Annotated in this window: 22 protein-coding genes; 4 read left to right on the top strand and 18 right to left on the bottom strand. The window is 71.1% G+C overall.

Features of this window, described 5'->3' with window-relative positions; all coding sequences use genetic code 11:
• Positions 1 to 3: 3 nt before the first annotated feature.
• The 4 genes from FDM97_RS11950 to FDM97_RS11935 form a co-directional block, all read right to left on the bottom strand.
• Positions 4 to 2,082, bottom strand: coding sequence for an iron ABC transporter permease (locus FDM97_RS11950; RefSeq protein WP_137990393.1), 2,079 nt, complete (start codon positions 2,080 to 2,082; stop codon positions 4 to 6).
• A complete protein-coding gene (locus tag FDM97_RS11945; protein WP_137990392.1) occupies positions 2,082 to 3,077 on the bottom strand; it encodes an ABC transporter substrate-binding protein in 996 nt (331 codons plus the stop codon). Before FDM97_RS11945 ends, FDM97_RS11950 begins: the two co-directional genes overlap by 1 nt.
• 59 nt (positions 3,078 to 3,136) lie before the next feature.
• Entirely contained in the window at positions 3,137 to 4,084 is a 948-nt protein-coding gene (locus tag FDM97_RS11940) for an ABC transporter ATP-binding protein (RefSeq protein WP_137990391.1), read from the bottom strand.
• Positions 4,085 to 4,268: 184 nt separating this feature from the next.
• Positions 4,269 to 4,901 (bottom strand): MerR family transcriptional regulator, encoded by a 633-nt coding sequence (locus tag FDM97_RS11935; protein ID WP_137990390.1) that lies wholly within the window; start codon positions 4,899 to 4,901, stop codon positions 4,269 to 4,271.
• A gap of 177 nt (positions 4,902 to 5,078) precedes the next feature.
• On the opposite strand from FDM97_RS11935, the gene FDM97_RS11930 reads away from it, so the two are divergent.
• Genes FDM97_RS11930 through FDM97_RS11920 form a run of 3 tightly spaced genes read left to right on the top strand, consistent with a single transcriptional unit; the run spans position 5,079 to position 6,632 of the window.
• Entirely contained in the window at positions 5,079 to 5,990 is a 912-nt protein-coding gene (locus FDM97_RS11930) for a hypothetical protein (RefSeq protein ID WP_175439392.1), read from the top strand.
• Entirely contained in the window at positions 5,987 to 6,439 is a 453-nt protein-coding gene (locus tag FDM97_RS11925; RefSeq protein ID WP_137990388.1) for an ABA4-like family protein, read from the top strand. Before FDM97_RS11930 ends, FDM97_RS11925 begins: the two co-directional genes overlap by 4 nt.
• 4 nt (positions 6,440 to 6,443) lie before the next feature.
• Positions 6,444 to 6,632, top strand: a complete 189-nt coding sequence (locus tag FDM97_RS11920; RefSeq protein WP_432816209.1) for an ADP-ribosylglycohydrolase family protein — start codon at positions 6,444 to 6,446, stop codon at positions 6,630 to 6,632.
• Positions 6,633 to 6,640: 8 nt separating this feature from the next.
• Here the strand turns inward: FDM97_RS11920 and FDM97_RS11915 are convergent, their stop codons facing one another.
• From FDM97_RS11915 to FDM97_RS11855, 13 genes are all read right to left on the bottom strand, one after another.
• Complete coding sequence (locus FDM97_RS11915) at positions 6,641 to 8,053, bottom strand: cytochrome P450 (protein WP_137990387.1); 1,413 nt, start codon at positions 8,051 to 8,053, stop codon at positions 6,641 to 6,643.
• A gap of 191 nt (positions 8,054 to 8,244) precedes the next feature.
• On the bottom strand, positions 8,245 to 11,073 hold the full coding sequence (locus FDM97_RS11910) for a DEAD/DEAH box helicase (protein ID WP_137990386.1): 2,829 nt from the start codon (positions 11,071 to 11,073) through the stop codon (positions 8,245 to 8,247).
• A gap of 64 nt (positions 11,074 to 11,137) precedes the next feature.
• Complete coding sequence (locus tag FDM97_RS11905; protein ID WP_137990385.1) at positions 11,138 to 12,037, bottom strand: diacylglycerol kinase; 900 nt, start codon at positions 12,035 to 12,037, stop codon at positions 11,138 to 11,140.
• Between the two features lie 43 nt (positions 12,038 to 12,080).
• A complete protein-coding gene (gene tatC, locus FDM97_RS11900) occupies positions 12,081 to 12,983 on the bottom strand; it encodes a twin-arginine translocase subunit TatC (RefSeq protein ID WP_175439391.1) in 903 nt (300 codons plus the stop codon).
• Positions 12,984 to 13,088: 105 nt separating this feature from the next.
• Complete coding sequence (gene tatA, locus FDM97_RS11895; RefSeq protein WP_137990383.1) at positions 13,089 to 13,373, bottom strand: Sec-independent protein translocase subunit TatA; 285 nt, start codon at positions 13,371 to 13,373, stop codon at positions 13,089 to 13,091.
• 207 nt (positions 13,374 to 13,580) lie between these two features.
• Positions 13,581 to 13,778: a hypothetical protein gene (locus FDM97_RS11890; RefSeq protein WP_137990382.1), complete on the bottom strand. Its 198-nt coding sequence runs from the start codon at positions 13,776 to 13,778 to the stop codon at positions 13,581 to 13,583.
• Positions 13,779 to 13,891: 113 nt separating this feature from the next.
• Positions 13,892 to 14,155: a CpXC domain-containing protein gene (locus FDM97_RS11885; protein WP_137990381.1), complete on the bottom strand. Its 264-nt coding sequence runs from the start codon at positions 14,153 to 14,155 to the stop codon at positions 13,892 to 13,894.
• Between the two features lie 97 nt (positions 14,156 to 14,252).
• Positions 14,253 to 15,209 carry a helix-turn-helix transcriptional regulator gene (locus tag FDM97_RS11880; protein ID WP_137990380.1) on the bottom strand — a complete coding sequence of 319 codons (957 nt, stop codon included), beginning with the start codon at positions 15,207 to 15,209 and terminating at the stop codon, positions 14,253 to 14,255.
• A gap of 16 nt (positions 15,210 to 15,225) precedes the next feature.
• Complete coding sequence (locus FDM97_RS11875) at positions 15,226 to 16,182, bottom strand: helix-turn-helix transcriptional regulator (RefSeq protein ID WP_137990379.1); 957 nt, start codon at positions 16,180 to 16,182, stop codon at positions 15,226 to 15,228.
• Positions 16,183 to 16,308: 126 nt separating this feature from the next.
• On the bottom strand, positions 16,309 to 16,689 hold the full coding sequence (locus FDM97_RS11870) for an FKBP-type peptidyl-prolyl cis-trans isomerase (RefSeq protein WP_137990378.1): 381 nt from the start codon (positions 16,687 to 16,689) through the stop codon (positions 16,309 to 16,311).
• Positions 16,690 to 16,750: 61 nt separating this feature from the next.
• A complete protein-coding gene (locus tag FDM97_RS11865) occupies positions 16,751 to 17,689 on the bottom strand; it encodes an FKBP-type peptidyl-prolyl cis-trans isomerase (protein WP_137990377.1) in 939 nt (312 codons plus the stop codon).
• A gap of 117 nt (positions 17,690 to 17,806) precedes the next feature.
• Positions 17,807 to 19,168, bottom strand: a complete 1,362-nt coding sequence (pafA, locus tag FDM97_RS11860; RefSeq protein WP_137990376.1) for a Pup--protein ligase — start codon at positions 19,166 to 19,168, stop codon at positions 17,807 to 17,809.
• A 9-nt stretch (positions 19,169 to 19,177) separates the two neighbouring features.
• On the bottom strand, positions 19,178 to 20,500 hold the full coding sequence (locus FDM97_RS11855; protein WP_137990375.1) for an MFS transporter: 1,323 nt from the start codon (positions 20,498 to 20,500) through the stop codon (positions 19,178 to 19,180).
• Between the two features lie 125 nt (positions 20,501 to 20,625).
• On the opposite strand from FDM97_RS11855, the gene FDM97_RS11850 reads away from it, so the two are divergent.
• A complete protein-coding gene (locus FDM97_RS11850) occupies positions 20,626 to 21,642 on the top strand; it encodes a LacI family DNA-binding transcriptional regulator (protein ID WP_137990374.1) in 1,017 nt (338 codons plus the stop codon).
• Between the two features lie 64 nt (positions 21,643 to 21,706).
• Here the strand turns inward: FDM97_RS11850 and prcA are convergent, their stop codons facing one another.
• Positions 21,707 to 22,468, bottom strand: coding sequence for a proteasome subunit alpha (prcA, locus tag FDM97_RS11845; protein WP_137990373.1), 762 nt, complete (start codon positions 22,466 to 22,468; stop codon positions 21,707 to 21,709).
• Positions 22,469 to 22,495 lie beyond the last annotated feature (27 nt).

The following is a 22,495-nucleotide window of genomic DNA, read 5'->3' as shown; positions in this document are numbered from 1 at the left end:
CGGTCAGACGTCCTGCGTCCGGCGCAGCAGCCACACCAGATACGGCGCTCCCACCAGGGCGGTCACGATGCCCACGGGGATCTCGGTCGGGGCGAGCAGCCAGCGGCCGATGGCGTCCGAGGACACGACCAGGACCGCTCCCAGCACCGCGGCCATCGGCACCATGCGCGCGATGCTGTTGCCGACGATACGCCGGGCCAGGTGCGGGGCGACCAGCCCGACGAAGCCGACCGCGCCGACCGCCGCCGCCGTACCCGCAGCGAGCACCGCGCCCGCACCGAGGACGAGCAGCCGGGCGCGGCCCAGTTCGAGACCGAGGGCGCGCGGCAGCTCCTCGCCGAGGGAGAGGAGGTTCACCGGCCGGGCGGCGATCACCAGCACCACCGCCACCAGGGCGGGCAGGGCGAGCCAGCCCAGGGCGGAGAAGTCCCGGGCGTACGTGCTTCCGGCCAGCCAGCCGAGGGCCGACGAGATGTTCATCTGCGCCCCGACCACCATGATGTTGACCAGCGCCATCGCGGTGGCGGCGGCGCCGAGACCGACGAGGACCACCCGTGTCGGATCCAGCCCGGTCCGGCCTCCCTTCCCGCCCCCTCGCGCCACGAGGACGACGAGGGCGAGCATCAGGACGCCGCCGATTCCGGCCGCCGCGGGCAGTGCCACGAGCGGTGCCGAGGGGATGACGAGGATGACCGCGACCGCGCCGAGGGACGCCCCGCCGGTGACACCGACGAGCCCCGGTTCGGCCAGGGGGTTGCGTACCACCGCCTGGACCGCCGCCCCGGCGACCGCCAGGCAGGCCCCCGCGAGCGCGGCGACGAGGATACGGGGCAGCCGGTAGTCCACCACGGCTTCGGTGATCTGCTCGGCGGAGCCGAACAGCGCAGCGCCGAGCTGGCTCCAGCTGATCTCGACGTCGCCGACGCGCAGCGAGATCGCGATCGCGACGACGAGGGCAGCCAGTCCGCCGCCGAGCGCGACGGCGTAGGCGGGAGCGCGGCGCCCGTCGGAGACCACGACCGCCGCACCCGTGTCGGCGTCGCCGGTGCTCACCCGGCGGGCCAGCGCCATGAAGACCGGGCCTCCGATCAACGCCGTGACCACGCCGACCGGGATCTCGGCGGGCTGCGTGGCGGAGGGCTTCACGATCAGCTGCGCCGCCGCGTCCGCGCCGAGCACCAGCGCGGAGGCCAGCAGCGCCGCCGTCGGAATGAGCCATGCGTGCGTCCTGATGCCCAACTGCCGTACGACGACCGGGGCGATCAGGCCGACGAAGCCGATCGGGCCGGCGAGCGAGACGGCCGCGGCGGACAGCAGCACCGCGACGAGGAAGGCGGCGGGGCGGACGCGTTCGACGCGTACGCCCATGGCCTCGGCGGTCTCGTCCCCGAGCGCCAGGAGGTCCAGCGGGCGCGCCAGGAACGGGGCCACGGCCGCGCCGACGGCGACGACCGCGCCGAGCGTGAGCGGCCGGTCGAGGCCGGACTGCATGAGTGTGCCGTTGCCCCAGAAGAACAGGCCCCGGGTCGCCTGCACATCGAGCATCTGCAGGAACTCGGCCCCGGCCGTGCCGGCCAGCGCGACGGTCGCCCCGGCGAGCAGCACCCGTCCGGGCGTCATCACACCGCCGCTGCTGAGCGCATAGACCACGGCGACCGCGAGCAGTCCGCCGAGGAACGCCGCTCCACCGGCCGGAATCGGGCCGAGGCTCACGCCGGTGAAGGCGACGAGCACCACGGCGAAGTACGCGCCCGCGTTCACCCCGAGCGTGTCGGGGGCCGCCAGGGGGTTACGGGTCGCTCCCTGCACGAGGACCCCGGAGACCCCGAGCGCGATGCCGACGACGAGTCCGGTAAGGGTGCGCGGCAGGCGGCTGCCGAGCAGGACGTCCTCGGTGCGCGCGTCACCGTGGCCGAGGAGCAGGTCCACGATGTCGGCGATGCCCACGCCGGACGCGCCGAGGCCGAGATGGACCACGGCGACCAGGCAGAGGACGAGGGACAGGGCGCCGCCCACGAGCACAGCTCGTGGGCGGCGGCCGAGCGGACGGGCCGGTGCGGCCGTCAGTCCTTCCGACGCCATCAGACCTTCAGGGCCTTGCCGGTCTCGTCGAGGATGTGCTGCGCGGACAGCGGGCCGCCGAACAGCCAGGTGCCCGGGTCGAGCGGAAGGGCCTTGTCGTTCTTGACGAAGTCGAGGCCCTTCCACACCGCGTTGCCGGCGAGATCGCCGGTGAACGGGTTGTCCTTCTCGGCGGCGACGTAGAGGAAGGTCGCGTCCTTGTCGACCCCGGTGAGGCCCTCGACGCCGACCGTCGTCATCCCCCACGCGTCGGCCTGGCCCTTCCAGCCGTTCTTCAGGCCGGCGAGGTTCAGCACCTGCGGAGCGATCGCGTCATCGGTGAGCATGCGGATCGAGGCGGTGCCGTTGGCCGTGAAGCCCTGCGCGAGCGCGTACTTCAGCCCGCCCTTGCCCGCCTTGTCCAGCCGGCCCTTGAGGTCGGCGGCCTTGGTGTCGATCTGCTGGTTGACCTCGGCGGCCTTGCTCTCCTTGCCGACCGCCTTCGCCAGTTCGGTGAAGTTCTTCTTCATCGTCTGGAGCTGGGGCTTGGTGGTGTACGTGAACGACAGCACCGGCGCGATGGCCTGGAGCTGCTTGAGGTTGGCCTTCGAACGGTCGTTGTCGATCACGATGAGGTCCGGCTGCAGCGCCCTGATCTTCTCCAGGCTCGGCTCGTTGCGGTCACCCACATCGGTCACCTTGTCCGGCATGCCGGCGCCCTTCGCGGTGATCCAGGTGCCGTAGCCCTTGTTGTCGGCGTTGCCCGCCGGGGTGACGCCGAGAGCGATCAGCTCCTCGGCGTACGTCCATTCCAGCGTCACCACCTTCGCCGCGGGCTTGTCCAGGGTGACCTGGCCCTGCGCGGTCTCGACGGTGATCTTTCCGGTCGTGGGCTTGTCTCCACCCGTCTTGCCGTCCGTGGTCTCACCGACCGTCCCGGACCCGCAGCCGGCGACGGTCAGGACGAGGGCGATCGCGGTACCGCCCGTCGCGAGGGCGCGCAGCATTTTCTGCATGGTGGAATCTCTCCTTGTGTACGGGTGTTGCGGCGAACCGCCCTGGGAACGAACGGAGTTCAGGACGCGGCGGAAGGCTGGGACGCGGACTCGGGCGCGGCCCCGGGCGCGGCCCCGGGCGCGGACTCGGGCGCGGCCCCGGGCGCGGACTCGGGCGCGGCCCCGGGCGCGGACTCGGGCGCGGTCCCGGGCGCGGTCTCGGGCGCGGCCCCGGCCGACGGCTCGGAGCGCTGGGGGAAGCAGGCGAGGTATCCGGTAGCCGGATCGCGGACGACGTTCACGCGCAGGCCGAAGGCACGGTCGATGACCTCCGGGGTCAGCACCTCGTCCGGGGCACCGGTGGCGACGATCCCGCCGTCGGCGACGACCACGACGTCATCGGCGTAGGCCGCCGCCTGCATCAGGTCGTGCAGCACCACACCACAGGCGATGCCGTGCTCACGGGCCAGCCGCCGGACCACGTCGAGCACCTCGAACTGGTGGCGCATGTCGAGGTAGGTGGTGGGCTCGTCGAGCAGCAGGACGCCTGCCCGCTGCGCCAGCACCATGGCCAGCCAGGCCCGTTGACGCTCACCACCGGACAGTTCGTCGAGCCGGCGCTCGACGAGAGGGGCCGCGTCGGTGACATCGAGTGCCCAGTCGACGGCTTCCGTGTCCTCGCTCGTGTGGCGGGCGAGGGCTCCGCGATGGGCGTACCGGCCGTGGCGTACGAGCTCACGAACCGTCACCCCGGCAGGCGCCTGGGAGGTCTGCGGAAGGAAGGCCAGACGCTGGGACAGCGTGCGCCGGGCGAAGGATCCGAGCGGTGCGCCGTCGATGCGGACGTCACCGCCGAGCGGGGGCAGAAGGCCGGCCACCGTACGCAACAGGGTGGATTTACCACATCCGTTGGGGCCGACGAGGACGGTGATCGCACCGGCCCGTAAGGACAGGTCCACCTGCTTCAGCACCGGACGTCCGCCGTGCCCGACGTCCAGGTCCTTCGCCACCAGACGGGCGTCGCCCATGGGCACACCTTTCCTTCCCCACCACCGAACCGACGGCGTCACCCTACAATTTAGGTAAGGCACACCTAAGAGGTTCTACCTCATTCCTCCGGCTTGTGACCATGTCGAGATCTCCCGCACGCCCTCGCGCCCCCTGGCGCGCACTCAACCCTCTTGCGGGGAACCACACTTGGAGATAGTGGAGTCACGCCTCCGAGCCGTACATGCGGCGTGAGGCGTCCACATGCGCCATCCTCCGCAGCGCCCCGAACACCGCGTCGCCGAGCACGGTCCCCACGACCACGCTCTCCACCAGGCCCTCCCGCTCCACATTGCGCGCGACGTACTCCAGGTCCGCCCGCGCCACCTGCTCCGCCGCCCCCGCGTACGCGTCGAGCACCTCCATGAACGTCCCGTGCCCCACCGCGTCCAGCGCCGCGAGGGCGACGGCCAGCGCCTCCGCCGCCGGGTTCCCCTGATACGTCTGCCAGCCGCGCCGCTCGATGAGCTCCGCCACCACCTCCCGGGCCGCGACGATCCCGTCCCCCGGCTCCTCGGTGTACCGCGGCACCACCCGCTTCGCCGCCGCGCCGAGCATCTCGTGCACCGGCCGGTCCGGGTCGTCGACCGCCGCGAGCACCTCGCGGATCCCCGCGACCGAGAGTCCGCCGACATCGAGCAGCGCCCGGATCAGACGGAGGCGCCGTTCGTGCGTCTCGTCGTACGAGGCCTGGTTCGGGCTCGTCAACTGCCCGGCCGGCAGCAGCCCTTCCCGTACGTAGAACTTGATCGTCGGTACCGAGACGCCGGTCCTGCGACTCAACTCTCCGATGCGCACTGTGCGTTCACCTTTCCGATCCTGCTTCGGCCTTGCCGACCGCCCCTCCATCATAGATAGTGGAGCTATCAGATAGCGGTAAGCGCCACTATCCATAAGTCACGGGGGTCACCCATGTCCACATCCCTTCCGCGGATACGCGAACTCCACCGGCCCTTGGTCTGGTTCTCCGCCTCCATGGCGTTACTCGCCCTGGTCTCGGCCGCCGGCCTGGTCCTCGACGACCGGATCCTGGTCGGCGTGCCGATCTGGGCCAAGCCGTTCAAGTTCGCGATCTCGTTCCTGGCGTACACGCTCACCCTGGCCTGGATGCTCACCCTGCTCCCGCGCGCCCGCCGCGCCGGCTGGTGGGCCGGCACCGTGCTCGCGGTGTCCAGCGCCATCGAGATGGTGCTCATCACCACCCAGGTAGTCCGCGGCAAGCAGAGTCACTTCAACAACGAGACCGCCTTCGACGCGGCCCTGTTCGCGGCCATGGGCATCACCGTCGTCGTCCTCTGGCTCGCCGCCCTGGTCATCGCGGTCCTGCTGCTGCGCGCCAGGATCCTCGACCGCGCGACTGCCTGGGCGGTACGCCTCAGCTCCCTGATCGCCCTCGCCGGCGCGGCCGTGGGCTTCCGGATGGTCCAGCCCACCCCCGAACAGCTCGCCTCCGGGGACGACCCGAGCATCGTGGGCGCCCACAGTGTCGGCGTCCCCGACGGCGGCCCCTCGATGCCCGTCACCGGCTGGGCCACCACGGGCGGCGATCTGCGGATCGCCCACTTCTTCGGCATGCACGCCCTGCAGGTGATCCCGCTGCTTCTGCTCCTCCTGGTCGCCCTCGCCCCACGGTTCGCCCGGCTCGCCGACGAGCGGGTGCGCCTGCGCCTCACCTTCGTCGTCTCGGGCACGTACACCGCGGTCTTCGCCCTCCTCACCTGGCAGGCACTGCGCGGTCAGGCCCTGCTGGACCCTGACGCCACGACCCTCGTCGCCGCGGGCGCCATCGCCCTGCTCGCCGCGGCGACCGGCTGGGCCGCCCTGCGCACCCCCCGCTCCCCCTCCCGTACCGAATCCCCCCTCCCCGACCAGGAGTTCACGGCATGACCGGCTTCCTCTTCGAACTCAGCTTCCTCCTGGCCGCCCCCGTCTGGCTGCTCATGATCTTCGCCCCCGCCTGGCGGGGCACCGAACGGCTCGCGGCCTCACCACTGACCGTCGTCCCGATCCTGGCGGTCTATCTCGCCATGGCCCTCCCGGTCTTCCCCGAGCTCTGGACGGCGGTGAGCAGTCCGGACCTCGACACCTTCCGCGACCTCACGGCCCTCGCCAACGGGGCGGGAGCGATCTGGGCCCAGGTCATCGCCTGGGACCTCCTGATCGGCCAGTGGATGTACCGGGAGTCCCGCGAACTGGGCCTCTCCCCCCTGCTGATGGGCCCCCTGCTGGTCCTGACGATCCTGCTCTCCCCCTTCGGTCTGCTGCTGTTCCTTGCCCTGCGGGCGGTACGGACCGCACGGGCGGCACGGAAGGCGACCCCGGTGCCCCTAGGTTGACCGGATGCGATCGATCGACCGTGCCGGCGGAGCCGTCGTCGGCTCCGCCGTGGGTGACGCGCTGGGCGCTCCCTTCGAGTTCGGACTTCCGGGTGCCTACCGGGAGCGCTTCCCCGACGGCACCGGCGAGATGTGCGGCGGCGGCTGGGACCCGGGCGAGGCCACCGACGCCATCGCCCTGACCGCTCGCTGACCGCCCCCTCACACCGCGGGTGCTGAGCCGTCCTCCCCGGCGCCTCTGGCCCTGACCGTGGCGAGGACCTCCCGGTCCGGCTGGAGGGTCAGGCTCGGCACCGGGCGTATCTCGCCGGGGTCGAGGTCGAGGCGGAACCGGCGGGCGAGGACCGCGAGGACCAGGACGGCCTCGACCATGGCGAACCGGGTCCCGAGGCAGACGCGCGGGCCGCCGCCGAAGGGGAACCAGGCGTACTCGGGTATCTCCTCGGCGGGCTCGCCCTCCACCGCGCCCCAGCGCTCGGGGCGGAACTCCTCCGGGTCGGTGTACCAGCGGCCGTCGCGGTGGGTGGCCCACTGGCTGCTCCACACGCGCGTGCCGGGCGCTATCGGCATGCCCCCGAGCGTCGCCCCCTCCTTAGCGATGCCGGTGAGGAGCCAGATGGTCGGGTACAGACGCAGGGTCTCCTTCACCACCGCCTGGGTGTAGGTCAGCCGGGCGTAGTCGTCGAAGCCGGGTTCGTGGTCGCCCAGGACCCGGTCGAGCTCCTCCGTGAGGGTCTCTCGCACCCGAGGGTTGTGGGAGAGGAGGTGCCAGGCCCACACCAGGGTGGAGCTCGTGGTCTCGTGTCCGCCGATGTAGAGCGTGACGGTCTCGTCACGGATCTCCCGGTCGGAGAGGCGGGCCCGGGTCTCGTCCTGGGCCGCGAGGAGCCGGCTGAGCAGATCGGGCCGTTCGGTGTCGCCGTCGCGGTGGCGGGCGACGACCCGGGAGACCTCGGCGTCGATGACGGCGGTGGCGCGCTTGATGCGTGCCCGTCCCGGTGTGGGCACCCAGTCGGGCAGCAGGGCACCGATGCCGCTGAACTCGGCCCCTATCTCCTTCTGCGCGACGTCCATGGCACGGCCGATGGCTTCGGCGTCGGCGGCGGTGTCGACGCCGAAGATCGTGCGGACGGCGATGAGCTGCGTGAGGGCGGCCATCTCCTTCTTGATGTCGACGCGCTGTCCGTCGCTCCACCGGTCGGCGAGGGCGATGGCGCACTCGGCCATGGTGGCGGCGTAGGACCGTACCTGCTTGGGCCGGACGGACGGCTGGACGAGCGAGCGCTTGCGGCGCCAGTCGGCGCCCTTGGCGACGACGACTCCGTCGCCGAGCAGCGTGCGGAAGGCGATGCCCAGATCGGGCTGGTCGAAGGTGCGCTCGACTTCGGTGAGGAGTTCTCCGATGGTCTCCGGGTGCGCGATGAAGAGCGCGTCGCCCCGGCCGAACCGCCAGCTGACGAAGTCCCCCCGTGCGCGCAGCCGCTCGAAGAAGGCGAGCGGGTCCTTGCCGAACTCCGGCAGGTTTCCGAGCAGCGGTACGCCCCGTGGCCCTGGCACTATCTTCTGTCCGCCGGCCGTCTCCTCGACGGCGGCCGGACCGGCTTGCGTGGTCACGTGCGTCCCCTCCCAGCGGTGGTGCCCGGTGTGTGAGTCCATGGAATCGGAGAGGTCCGACACTCCGCCACCCCTGTGGACAACGCCCTGTGGACAACGCCCCGTGAGCAAACGGCCGATGGCGGGAACACCAAGGGCCCGTGGCGTCAACCACGGGCCCCGCAGGCGCAATCGGCAGGATCGGGCGGCGGTCAGCCCACCGAGCTGTAGGCGACGACGCCCCGCAGCAGCGCGTCCACCGCCTTCCGCGCGTTCTTGGCGACGGTGCTGTTCTCCTTGGGCGCTGCGGCCGCGATCTGTCCGAGGACGTCGATGACCTGCTTGCACCACCGGACGAAGTCGCCGGCGGGCATCTCCGCCTCCCGCAGGACCTCGTCCAGCCCCTTGTCGGAGGCCCACTGGTAGGCGGCCCAGGCGAAGCCGAGGTCGGGCTCGCGCTGTCCGACCCCTTCCGCCTGGTTGATCCTGAACTCTTCCTCCAGAGCGTCGAGCCGCCCCCAGATCCGCACCATCTCGCCGAGCGCGGCCTTGGCGTTCCCGGTCGGGAGCTTCGGCGCGACCGCGTCGTCGGACTGCCGCGCCTCGTAGACCAACGCCGAGACACAGGCGGCCAGTTCGGCCGGCGTCAGACCCTCCCAGACACGGTCGCGCAGGCATTCGCTGGCCAGCAGGTCGAGCTCGCCGTAGAGCCGGGCGAGCCGCTTGCCGTTCTCGGTGACGTCGTCCTCACGCAGATAGTCGAGCTCGGTGAGGAGCGCCACGATCCGGTCGAAGGTACGGGCGATGGTGTTGGTGCGGCCTTCGATGCGCCGCTCCAACTGCCGGGTGTCGCGCTGCAGTCGGTGGTAGCGCTCGGCCCAGCGGGCGTGGTCCTCGCGCTCGTCGCAGCCGTGGCAGGGGTGGGCGCGCAGCTCGGTGCGCAGCCGGTTGATCTCACGGTCGTCGGCGGCGGCCGAGCGCTCCTTGCGGTGCCGCTCGGGGTTGAGGTGCCCGGCCTTGGTGCGCAGCGCGGAGGCGAGATCCCGACGGGACTGCGGGGAGCGCGGGTTGAAGGACTTGGGGATCCTCATGCGCTCCATCGCCTCCACCGGGATCGGGAAGTCGATCGAGGCGAGCCGCTTGACCTGTCGCTCGGCGGTGAGCACGAGCGGGCGGGGCCCGTCGTGGTACTCGAGGCCGCGGTGGCCGTTGGTCCGCCCGCCGGGGATCCCGGGGTCGAGGACGAGGGCGAGCCCGGCGAACTTGCCCGTGGGGACGTGGATGACGTCACCGGGCTTGAGCTTCTCCAGCGAGGCGGCGGCCTGGGCGCGGCGCTGCGCGGCGCCCTGCTTGGCCAGTTCGGTCTCGCGGTCCTTGAGGTCGCGGCGCAGCCGCGCGTACTCCTCGAAGTCGCCGAGGTGGCAGGTCATGCCCTCCCGGTAGCCGGCGAGGCCCTCCTCGTTCTTCTGCACCTGGCGGGAGATGCCGACGACGGAGCGGTCCGCCTGGAACTGCGCGAAGGAGGTCTCGAGCAGCTCGCGGGAGCGGTGGCGTCCGAACTGGTCGACGAGGTTGACGGCCATGTTGTACGACGGCTTGAAGCTGGAGCGCAGCGGGTACGTGCGGGTGCCCGCGAGTCCGGCGAGGTGGCCGGGGTCGAGGCCGCGCTGCCACAGGACGACGGCGTGCCCCTCGACGTCGATGCCACGCCGGCCGGCACGTCCGGTGAGCTGGGTGTACTCGCCCGGGGTGATGTCGGCGTGCTGTTCGCCGTTCCACTTGACGAGCTTCTCCAGGATCACCGACCGGGCGGGCATGTTGATGCCCAGCGCGAGGGTCTCGGTCGCGAAGACGGCCTTGACGAGGCCGCGGACGAAGAGCTCCTCGACGACCTCCTTGAAGGTGGGGAGCATGCCGGCGTGGTGGGCGGCGATGCCGCGCTCCAGGCCTTCCAGCCACTCGTAGTACCCGAGGACGTGGAGGTCCTCGGACGGGATGGAGGCGGTGCGCTCCTCGACGATCTCGCGGACCCGCTGGCGGGCGGCGTCGTCGTTGAGCCGCAGCCCGGCGTACAGGCACTGCTGCACGGCGGCCTCGCAGCCGGCCCGGCTGAAGATGAAGGTGATCGCGGGCAGCAGCCCCTCGGCGTCGAGACGCTCGATGACCTCGGGCCGCCCCGGCGTCCAGATACGGGAGCGCTGACGGCGCTCGCGCTCGCGGTCGGCCTCGCGGATCATCTTGCCGCGGCGGCGCTCGCGCGGGTTGTACGTACGGGAGTTCTCCGTGCGGGCCAGGCGCAGCAGGTCGGGGTTGACCTCGCGGCGGGAGGCGCCGCGGCCGCCGTGGTCGGTCTCCTCCTCGAAGAGGTCGTACATCCGGCGGCCGGCGAGGACGTGCTGCCAGAGCGGCACGGGGCGGCTCTCGGAGACGATCACCTCGGTGTCGCCGCGGACGGTGTCGAGCCAGTCGCCGAACTCCTCGGCGTTGGAGACGGTCGCGGAGAGTGAGACGAGGGTCACGGACTCGGGGAGGTGGATGATCACTTCCTCCCAGACGGCGCCGCGGAAGCGGTCCGAGAGGTAGTGCACCTCGTCCATGACGACGTAGCCGAGGCCACTGAGCGCCTGGGACCCCGCGTACAGCATGTTGCGGAGGACCTCGGTGGTCATGACGATGATCGGGGCGTCGCCGTTGACACTGTTGTCGCCGGTGAGGAGTCCGACCTTGCCCGGTCCGTACCGCTTGACGAGGTCGGCGTACTTCTGGTTCGACAGCGCCTTGATGGGTGTCGTGTAGAAGCACTTGCGCCCTTGGAGCAGGGCCAGGTGGACGGCGAATTCGCCGACGATGGTCTTGCCGGAGCCCGTGGGCGCGGCGACGAGCACGCCTTTGCCCGACTCGAGAGCCTGGCATGCCTCGATCTGGAAGGGGTCCAGACCGAACTCGTACATCTCGCGGAAGGGGGCCAGCGCCGTGGCCTGCTCGGCGTTCCGGGCCCGGGCAGCTGCGTACGCTTCGGCTGGTGTGAGGTCCTCTGTCATCTTGTTGTCGAGCCTACCCGCCACCTCTGACAGTGACGCGATCTTTAACGACGGACGGAATTTCCTACCGGGCCGGGGGTGCCAGGACCCGCAGCGCCGCCGGTACGCAGTCGGCGGTCAGCGGCAGCGGTCCGAGCGGCTCGCCGTCGGCGTAGCCGGTGATGCCGGGCGCGTCGAGGGTGAGGGAGCGGACGCGGTGGACGGTGACCGCGGGGTGGTCGAGGTGGGTGCCGCGGTAGACGCGGGGGAAGACCTTGATCAGCGTCGTACGGCTGCAGTCGCCGACGACGGTGACGTCGAAGAGCCCGTCGTCCATGCGCGCGCCGGCGCAGATGCGCATGCCGCCGCCGTACGAGGTGCCGTTGCCGACGGCCACGAGCGTGGCATCGACCTGCCGTACGGTGCCGTCATCGAAGGTGAGGCGGTACGGCACCGGCCGGAACGCGGCGAGCTCGGCGATCATGGCGAGGTCGTACTTGAAGCGGCCTGCGGGCAGCCGCATGCGGTTGCCGCGGTCGTTGACGCGCGAGTCGAAGCCGGAGGCGAGGACCGTGCCGAACCAGCGGTCGCCGACCCTGCCGAGGTCGACGTCGCGCCCGCCCCCGCCCTTGAGCAGCTCGGCGGCGAGCCGCCCGGCGGCCGCGGGGTCGCGTACGGGCAGGCCGAGGGTGCGGGCGAAGTCGTTTCCGGTGCCGACGGCGACCACGCCCAGGGGAATACGGGTGCCGGCCAGGACCTGGAGCGCTAGGGAGACCATGCCGTCACCGCCGACGGCGACGAGCGCGCCGGTCCCGCCCGCGACGGCCTCGCGGGCGCGCCGCAGGGCGTCGTCCGCGTCGGCGCCGAGCACCGTACGGACGGAGAATCCGGCGTCCCGGAGCGCGCGAGCGGCCGGCTGCGCGGCGTGCGCGCCCCGGCCGCGTCCCGCGGTGGGATTCACGAAGAGGGTGATCTCGCTGGTCATGGGTGTCCCCCCGGACGGAGTCTGGGGGGAGGACCCTACAAGATCAGGTGATGTCGTCGTAACTGCCGGGCCGGAGCGACCTGCCGCCGTCGGCCTCGCCGCCGGCCTGCTCGGGCAGGGCGCGGGTGGCACTGACGGGTTCGACGGCCCCGACGGCCTCGGGGGTGAGGTCGAGGCTGGAGGCCTCGTCGTCGTCGAGTTCGGCGTCCGGGTTGTTGCGGGCCCGGCGCCGGTCGTTGAGGAGCGAGAAGCCGACGGCCGCGAAGTACAGGACGGTGATCGGTCCCGCGAGGGCGATCATCCCGACGGGGTCGGTGGTGGGGGTGATGACGGCGCCGAAGACGAAGACGCCCATGATCACGCCCCGCCACCAGCCGGCCATGCGGCGGCCGGTGAGAACGCCGGTGAGGTTCAGCATCACGAGGACGAGCGGGAGCTCGAAGGCGAGACCGAAGACGAGCACCATGCGCAGGGTGAAGTCGAGGACGTCACCCAGGGACAGGATGTTCGCGGAACCACCGGGCGTGAGGCTGATGAGCACCTTCACGCTGATGGGAAGGATGAGGTACGCGAGGTAGGCGCCGGCGGAGAACAGCGGGACCGCGGCGCCGACGAAGGCGTACGTGTACTTCTTCTCGCTCTTGTGCAGGCCGGGCGCGATGAAGGCCCAGAGCTGGTACAGCCAGATCGGGCTCGCGACGACGAGGCCGGTCACGAGGCTGACCTGGATCGTCGTGCTGAACGGGGCGATCAGCGTGTTGAAGGAGACGATCGCGCAGTTTCCACCGTCGCTGGTGACGCCCGGCCCGCACTTGGGCACGGACTTCGTCAGGAACTGCATCAGCTCCTCGCTGTACACGAGGGCCACGACGGTGACCGCGGCGATGGCCAGCAGGCCCTTCGCCATACGGTTGCGAAGCTCACGCAGGTGCTCCACGAGGGGCATCCGGCCCTCGGGATCCTTCTCCTGCTTGCGGGCAGACTTGAGCAACCCACGTCCTCATCTCATGCGGCAGGCCGCCGCTCGGTGCGACGGCCGCGGCGGACCGGGTCAGCGCTTGGTGGTGTCCGAGGGCTCGGTCACGGGACGCGAGCTGGTCACGTCGCCGGGCGCGGCCTGGATCGTGCGCGGGGCGGCCTGGTCCGGGGTGCCGGGGGTCGGCGGGTCGGCGGGGGCGCTCTGCTGGTCGTCCGACTTCATCGCCTTGGCCTCGCTCTTGAGGATGCGGGCCGACTTGCCCAGCGAACGGGCCATGTCCGGGAGCTTCTTGGCGCCGAACAGCAGGATGATGACGACGAGGATGAGAATGATCTCGGTGGGGCCGAGCCTACCCATAGCTGTTTACCTTCTTCACCGAGGCGACATGGTGTGCGTGCCCGGCGGGTCGGACATGCGTCCGGCCACCGCGCTGTCTGCGATCGTAACCCGCAGGAGTAAACGCGGGGCAATGCCTGTGCATACTCGCGATTGCGGCCCACGCGCCCTTCTCAGGGCTGTCCTGTGCAGCGTACGGCACGAGTTTGTGAACCGTACGGCACGGGCTCAGCGCAGCGCCTCACCAGTTCGCGCCAGATCTTCGGCGGCCCTTTCGAGGTCTTCGGCGGCTCGGTTGATGCGCTCCGCGGTACGGGCCACTTGGCGGCCGAGCCGCCGGGCCTCCAGGAAGACCTTGATACCGAGGATGCCGAGGACGGCGATGCCGAGGAAGCCGAGAGCGATGGCGAGCATGGGCCAGAACATGTGCCGAGCCTAGACGTTGCGGGGTTGCCCGGAGGCCGGACGGGTACCGGGAGGCCTGACGGGTGCCGGACGGGGTGCCGGACGGGGTGCCGGACGGGGTGCCGGACGGGGTGTCAGACGGTGGAGTGCAGGCGCAGGGTGCGCACGCCTCCGCCGGCGAGGAGTTCGATGATGCGCTCGCCGGCGGGCTTGCGGACGGCGCTGCCGCACTCGGGGCAGGTGAAGGAGTAGAAGGTGGTACGGCGGCTGGCGCCGATCGCGAGGCGCAGTGCGCCCGCCGAGAGTTCGAAACGGGCGCGGCAGTCGGGGCAGGCGGCCTTGAAGAAGACCGGTGCGATCGTCGCCGTCATTCCGTGCATCACGGACATTTCCCTCATCCCTCTCGGTTCCCGCGCTCTCGCGATTCCGTCAGCTCCACAGGCAACAGCGTCGACTCCCCGGGGAATGTCACATTCCCCTTGAGTCTCCCGTGCGTCACTCGTGGCCGTCGTAGGCGGCGAGGGCGGCGGTCGCCGCCTCCCTGGCGCTGTCCGCGAGGTCCTGCGGGGAGACGATCCGACCGTCGCTGCCGAGCCGCAGCGCGAGGCGGCGCAGGGAGGCCGGGGCGGGGGTCCGCAGCGTGATGCGCAGCCCCCCGTCGGGCAGCTCGTCGGCCCGGTCGTGCGGGTAGTACTCGGCGACCCAGCGGCCGCCGGGACCGACCTCGACGACGACCTCCGGGTCATCGGCCGAGGGCTGGACGAGCCCCTCGGACAGGTCCCGCAGCTCGATCTCCGGCGGCGCGGACTGCTCGTCCAGGATCCGGATCTCGGCGACCCGGTCGAGCCGGAAGGTGCGGCGCGCCTCGGAGAGCCGGCACCACGCCTCCATGTAGGTGTGGCCGACGGCGAACAGCCGGATCGGATCCACCTCGCGCTCGGTCAGCTCGTCGCGGGCGGGCGAGTAGTACCGCACCCACAGCCGTCGGCGCTCCGAGATCGCCCGGTCCACGTCGGCGAAGACACCGCCCTCGGACTCGAAGGTGACCGAGAGCCGCGAGCTGGCCCCGGCCACCTCACCGGCCGCGGTCTCCAGCTTGGCGGTGGCCCGCAGCAGCGCTTCCCGGTCGCTCTCGCGCAGGCCGGGCAGCGTGGCCACGGCCCGGGCGGCGACCAACAGGGCCGTCGCCTCGTCGGCGGCGAGCCGCAGCGGCGCGGCGACGTCATCGGGGTTGTGCCACCAGATCCGGTCGCCGTCGGTGTCGATGTCGAGCAGATCGCCGCCGCGGAAGCTCGTCCCGCACATGGGCAGCACATCGAGGTCGGAGATCAGCTCGTCCTCGGTGATCCCGAAGGCGCGGGCGACGTCGGCGACATGCGCGCCGGGCCGTTCCCTGAGGTAGGTGACGAGGGAGAGCATCCGCCTCGTCTGGTCGATCGCGTTCGCAGCCATGCCGTACGTCTCCCCTTCAGCCCTTGGCCACGGCGCGCAGCCGGTCCACCACATCGGCCCGCAGATCCGCGGGCTCCAGTACGACGACATCGGGACCGAACTCCACGAGCCAGGCGTCCAGGCCGTGCCCGTACGGGATCTCCAGCTCGTCCCAGCCGTCCGTCCCCTCGCGTACGGACTGGGCGCGGGACCGCAGCGGGTAGCCGCAGCCGGCGCGCAGCCGGATACGGGCGGAGCGGGTGGCCGTCTCGCCCGCCCAGCTCTCGACGGTCTCGCGGACGGTGACGACGTCGGGCACGGGCGCGGTGAAGGCGCCGGCCCGGGAGCGGACCTTGCCGGTGATACGGGAGAGCCGGAAGACGCGTTCGGCGCCGCGGTCGCGGTCCCAGCCCGCCAGGTACCAGTGGCCGCGCCAGCACTCCAGGGTCCACGGCTCGACCTGGCGCGTCTCGGGGCGGGCCGCCGTCGCCTTGCGGTAGTCGAAGACGACCGGGCGCCGGTCGCGGCAGGCCAGCATCAGCGGCTCGAAGGCGGTCTCGTGGACCGGGATGCGCGGTTCGAGGGCGCTGTGCTGGGCGTCGTAGGAGTCCTCGGCCTCCGGCATGCCGGCGGCGCGGAGCTTCTGCAGGGCGCCACTGGCCGCGCCGGCGAGCCGGGCCTGCTGCCAGACCTTCGCGGCGAGGCCGAGCGCCGCGGCCTCCTCGGCGTCGAGAGTGATCGGCGGGAGGCGGTTGGAGTCGCGCCGGGCGAGATAGCCGGTCTCGCCCTCCAGGTTCTCGACGGTCTCGATGACCAGGCCGAGCTCGCGCAGATCGTCCTTGTCCCGCTCGAACATCCGGTTGAAGGAGTCGTCGGTGCCGGCTTCCATGTAGGCCTCGATGGACCCACGCAGCTCACGCTTGCTCAGGGGCCTGCGCGTCCCGAGCAGGCAGAGGGCCAGATTCATCAGCCGCTCGGCCTTGGCAATCGCCATCGACGCCCTGCACCTCTTCTGCCGGATTGACTTCTCGGACAACCGACCGTACCGCCCCGGGGTGTCGTGGCAAAAGCCGAGGGCCCACGCCGGGAACGGCATGGGCCCTCGTTCGAGCGGATCCGGTCAGCGCTTGCTGACGCCGACCAGGTCGCAGACGAAGATCAGGGTCTCGCCCGGGGCGATGGCGCTGCCGGCGCCGCGGTCGCCGTACGCGAGGTGCGCGGGGATGACCAGCTGGCGGCGGCCGCCGACCTTCATGCCCTGCACGCCCTTGTCCCAGCCCTGGATGACCTGGCCGACACCGAGCTGGAAGTCCAGCGGGTTGCCACGGTTCCAGGAGGCGTCGAACTCTTCGCCGGTGGAGAAGGCCACACCCACGTAGTGGACCTTGACGAAGTCGCCGGCACCGGCCACCTCGCCGTCGCCCTCCCAGATGTCCTTGATCTCCAGGTCGGCCGGCGGCTCGCCGCCCGGGAAGTCGACCTCGGGCTTCTCGATGCTCACTGCAGTGTGCTCCTCAAACGGATGAACCGCGCAAACGATGAACTGCGCGACCGGGACAGTCTTACATCTTCGCCAGGATGTCGACGGCGAACACCAGCGTGGAGTTCTTCGGGATGCCCTGCTGCTCCTGGTCCCCGAACGCCTCCGACGGCGGGGCCACGATCAGGACGCGGCTGCCCACCTTCTTGCCGGTGAGGCCGTCCTTGAGGCCCTTCAGCGTCAGCTGCGCGAGCGGGAAGTTCGCGGTCTTGCCCGTCGCGTACGTCGAGTCGAAGACCTTGCCGTCCTTCCACAGCGCCGCGACATAGTTCACGACGACCGTGTCGGTGCCCTTGACGACCTCGCTCTTGGACTCGAGGACGTAGTTCGAGACGAGCTTCGTCGGCGGGTCGACCTTCGGGACGGTCAGCGAGGGGGCCTTGCCGTCGGTGTTCGTACCGACCTTCGGCAGGTCCTTGTTCTCCTGGGCGACCTCGGTGCCCTCGGCGGACTTCGGGATCGTGGTGGACTTCAGGATGTCCACCACGAAGACGAGGGTGGCGTTGGGCTTGATGTCGCCCTGCCCCTGGTCACCGTAACCGAGCTCCGGCGGGATGCCGATCTCGATACGGCTGCCGACCTTCTGGCCCTCCAGGCCCTGGTCCCAGCCCTTGATGACCTGGCCGGCGCCCAGGGTCAGATCGAACGGCTGCCCCCGGTCGAAGCTGTTGTCGAAGGGTGTGGTCGAGTCCCAGGTCTGGCCCAGGTAGTTGACCTGAAGCGCGTCGCCCTTCTTCGTGACCGCCCCGTCGCCCGCGCTGATCACATTGACCTTGAGCTCCTTGGGCGGGTCGCCCTCTCCCTTCGAGAGGGTGGGCTTCTCCCCGAACTTCTCACCCGCGGTGATGGCGGGCAGCCCGTTCTTCATCGAGGCGGTATCGGAGCCCTGGTCTTCGCTGCCGCAGGCCGCTGTCGAGAGCAGCAGCAGCGGGACGACCAGTAGGCCGGCAAGTCGGCGCACGTGTTCCTCAGATCTCAGACGGCACAGTAGTTGCCCGACACTCTAGGGGACCCTCCGGGCACACCGAGGGCCCCGCACGTCAAACGTACGGGGCCCGGTGCTTCGTACAGCGTCGTCCTACATTCCCGCGATCAGCTTTTCCACCCGGTCGTCGACCGACCGAAAGGGGTCCTTGCACAACACGGTGCGCTGTGCCTGGTCGTTGAGCTTGAGGTGGACCCAGTCGACGGTGAAGTCCCGCCGCTGCTCCTGCGCACGGCGGATGAAGTCGCCGCGCAGGCGCGCCCGCGTGGTCTGCGGGGGCACGGACTTCCCCTCGAAGATCTTCAGGTCGTTGCAGATCCGGGCGGCCTGCCCCTTCCGCTCCAGGAGGTAGTAGAGCCCACGGCGCCGGTGGATGTCGTGGTACGCGAGGTCTATCTGGGCGACCCGCGGATGCGACATGGTCATGTTGTTCTTCGCCCGGTACCGCTCGATGAGCTTGTACTTCATGACCCAGTCGATCTCGGTGCCGATGCGGTCGAGGTCCTCGGCCTCGATGGCGTCCAGCGTGCGGCCCCACAGCTCCAGGACCTGGGCGACCGTGCCGGTACGGATGCCCCGGCGGTCGACGAAGTCCGCGGCCTTCTCGTAGTACTCGCGCTGCACCTCCAGGGCGGAGGCCTCCCGGCCGCTGGCGAGCCGGACCTTGCGCTGGCCGGTGATGTCGTGGCTGACCTCGCGGATCGCCCGGATCGGGTTCTCCAGGGTCAGGTCGCGCATCACGGTGCCCGCCTCGATCATGCGCAGCACGAGGTCGGTGGCGCCGACCTTGAGCAGCATGGTCGTCTCGGACATGTTCGAGTCGCCCACGATGACGTGCAGGCGGCGGTAGCGCTCGGCGTCCGCGTGCGGCTCGTCGCGGGTGTTGATGATCGGCCGGGAGCGGGTCGTGGCGGAACTGACGCCCTCCCAGATGTGCTCGGCCCGCTGGGAGACGCAGTAGACCGCGCCGCGCGGGGTCTGCAGCACCTTTCCGGCGCCGCAGATGAGCTGTCGGGTGACGAGGAACGGAATGAGGATGTCCGCGAGCCGGGAGAACTCTCCGTGGCGGGCGACGAGATAGTTCTCGTGGCAACCGTAGGAGTTTCCCGCCGAGTCGGTGTTGTTCTTGAAGAGATAGACGTCGCCGGCGATTCCCTCCTCGTGCAGGCGGCGTTCGGCGTCGACGAGCAGGCCTTCGAGAATGCGCTCGCCTGCCTTGTCGTGCGTGACCAGTTCGGTCACGTTGTCGCATTCGGGAGTTGCATATTCCGGATGCGAACCCACGTCAAGGTACAGGCGGGCACCGTTCCGCAGGAAGACATTGCTGCTGCGGCCCCATGACACGACACGGCGGAAGAGGTAGCGCGCCACTTCGTCAGGAGACAGTCGGCGCTGTCCCCTGAACGTGCACGTGACGCCGTACTCGTTCTCCAGCCCGAAAATGCGGCGGTCCATGTCTGAACATTACGCCTGATGGCCTGAGCTGAAACCGGGTTCGACGGCCCCGTTTCGATCATTTTCCGATGTGTGCGCGTTCTTTTCGGTGTGGCCGGCTCCGCCGGTGGCCGCGCTGACGGCGTGTCGCACGCCGCGGCCGGGAGCCGCGAGGACCCGGCCGGTGGCCAGAAGGACCAGGAGGGCGACGAAGCCCCCGGCTCCGGCGACCGCGAAGCCCGCCGTGGTTCCGGCGAGTTCGACGGCCGGGCCCGCGACGGCCGAGCCGAGCGCGGCCCCTACACCGAAGGTGGTGACGAGCCACGAGAAGGCCTCCGTGACGGTCCCGACGGGCGCGTGCCGGTCGACCACGATGAAGCCGCAGGCGAGGGCGGGGGCCAGGAAGACGCCCGAGAGCGCGGCGAGGGCCGTCATCGGCACGACACCGGGCGTGAGCATGAGCGGCAGATACCCGAGGGCGAGCAGGCCGATGATGATCCGCAGCCGCCGCTCGGGGGCACCCACCCACCGGCGGGCGCCGTAGAGGACGCCGCCGATGAGGGCGCCCAGGCCGAGAGCGGCCATCAGCCACCCGTACGCCGCCTCGTTGCCCTGGTCGTCGGCGTAGGAGAGGCCGGCGACGGTGATCGAACCGAGCGCGATGCCGACGAAGAAGAACGAGCCGAGCAGGGCCAGGAGGCCGGGCGAGCGCAGGGCGCCGAGCCAGTGGGCCTCGCGGGGAGCCGAGCGCCACGCGCGCGAGGGCTCGGACAGGACGACGGAGAGCGCACCGAGGACGCCGAGGAGGTTGATGACGAGGAGGGCCGCCGCCGGGGACCAGAGGGCGACCAGGAGGGTCACCAGCAACGGTCCGACGGTGAACATGACTTCCTGGGCGACGGCGTCCATGGCGTAGGCCCGGTGGACCCGGTCCTCACGGCCCAGCACGCTCGGCCACAGGGCGCGCAGTCCGCCTTCGAGGGGCGGGGTGAAGAGCCCGGCGACGACGACCGCCGCATAGGCGAGGACGAGGGGGCTGATTCCGGCCACGGCCAGGACGATCATGCCGAGGGCGGAGACGAGCGCGGCGGGCAACTGGACGCGCGGCTGGCCCTTCAGGTCGACGGCCCGGCCCAGCAGGGGCTGGCCGACGGCGGTGGCGATGCCGTACGCGGCGGTGAGCCCGCCCGCCAGGCTGTAGCTGCCGCCCTCGGAGCGGGTGAAGAGCACCACGGCGATGGGCCCGGTGCCGTTGGGGAGCCGGCCGATCAGGGTGCCGGTGAGCAGTCGCAGGGCGTGCGGCGCCCTGAGGATGTCGAGATAGCCGCCGCTCTCCTTGGCCTCGGTGGCCATGTCCGTCTCCTCTCCCCCGGCACCCACCCCCCCGAGGTTTTACGTATAACGTCGTGGGTCATACGTACCATGGCGGCATCCCACGGGTCCACCCGCGGGCAGCGACCACCCTCGCGGAGGCACGAGTGCAGACCCCGGAAACCCCCAGCGCCCCACGGCCCACCAGCCGGGACGTCGCCAGGGCCGCCGGAGTGTCCCAGGCCACCGTCTCCCTCGTCCTGGGCGACAAGTGGCGGGGCCGCGTCTCCGAGCGCACGGCACACGCCGTACGCGAGGCCGCGAGCGAGCTCGGATATCGGCCGAATCTCGCCGCCCGCAACCTGCGTCTCGGCCGCACCAGGACCGCGCTCCTCGTCGTCCCCGCCCTCACCAACGAGTTCTTCGCCCGCGTCTACACCGGCGCCGCCACCGTCGCCGCCCGCCACGGCTTCGGGGTCGTCCTCTACCCCTCCCCCGAAGGCGTCGGCCCCGCCAAGGACCCCTTCGCCTCCGCCCGGGCCGCACTCGACGGAGTCATCGCCTCCTCCATGGCCGCCGACGCGCTCAAGGCCTTCCGCGGCACCGACCTCCCCCTGGTCATGCTGGACAGCGACCCTTCCGACACCGGCGCCGCCGCCCACGTCAACCTCGACATCGCCGACGGCATGCGCCAGGTCACCGGACACCTCCTGTCCCTCGGCCACCGCCGCTTCGTCCACCTCGCCTCGGCCGTTCCGTCCTGGACCTTCGACGTACGTGCCGCCGCCCTCGCCGACGCCCTGCGTGACGCCTCCGTACGGACCGTCCGCGCCCCCCTGGAGGTGAACGGGGCCCGCGCCGCCGCCGAGCGCGCCCTCACCGGCCCCGGTCCGCGCCCCACGGCCCTCATCTGCGACGACGACGTCATCGCCGCCGGCGCCTGCAAAGCGGTGCGCCGCCTCGGCCTGCGCGTCCCCGAGGACGTCTCCGTCACCGGCTTCGACGACCTGGCCCTGGCGACCGCTCTCGAACCGGAGCTCACCACCGTCCGCCTCCCCGCCGAGCGCATCGGTGAACGCGGCATGGCCGCCCTCCTCGCCGTCCTGGCGGGCGACGCACCCGAACCGGGCGACCTCCCGGTCACCCTGATGCCCCGCGGCTCCTCCGGCCCCCCGGCGGCCTGAGCACGACGAAGCCCCGGCCCGCAGAAGCGGACCGGGGCCCATCGAGCGCGCGAGGGGGAGGGACTTACTCCTCCGAGTCCTCCGGAATCTCGTCCGACGGCTCGTCCGTCCTGGCGATCGCCGCGTTGTCCGCCTCCAGGAGGCGCACCAGCTGGCGCCCGACGATCCGCTTGAACTTGCGCTGCTGCGGACGCGTACGGTCCAGGACCGCCACCTCCAGCCGCTCCGCGGGGATCTCCCGCTCGCTGCCGTTGGTGTCCCGCGACAGCGCCTGTACGGCGAGCTTCAGCGCCTCGGCCAGCGACATCCCGTCGCGGTGCCGCTGGTCGAGGAAGCTGCTGATCTGCTCAGCGTTGCCGCCGACCGCGACCGAGCCGTGCTCGTCCACGATCGATCCGTCGTGCGGCAGCCGGTAGATCTGGTCGCCCTCGGGCTCCGTACCGACCTCGGCGACGACGAGCTCCACCTCGTACGGCTTCTCCCCCGCGCTGGAGAAGATCGTGCCCAGCGTCTGCGCGTACACGTTCGCCAGGCCCCGGGCCGTCACGTCGTCCCGGTCGTAGGTGTAACCCCGCAGGTCGGCGTAGCGCACGCCGCCGATGCGGAGGTTCTCGTACTCGTTGTACTTGCCGGCCGCGGCGAAGCCGATCCGGTCGTAGATCTCGCTGAACTTGTGCAGCGCACGGGACGGGTTCTCGCCGACGAACACGATGCCGTCGGTGTACTGAAGGACGACCAGACTGCGGCCGCGGGCGATGCCCTTACGGGCGTACTCCGCCCGGTCCGCCATGGCCTGCTGGGGTGAGACATAGAACGGAGTCGACACCGGCTACCCGTCCCTTTCTTCTGGGCT

It is taken from the genome of Streptomyces vilmorinianum (genome assembly GCF_005517195.1).
Lineage (GTDB): Bacteria > Actinomycetota > Actinomycetes > Streptomycetales > Streptomycetaceae > Streptomyces > Streptomyces vilmorinianum.
Note: the sequence above shows the minus strand (reverse complement) of the source record. Positions and strands in the feature narration are given on the sequence as shown.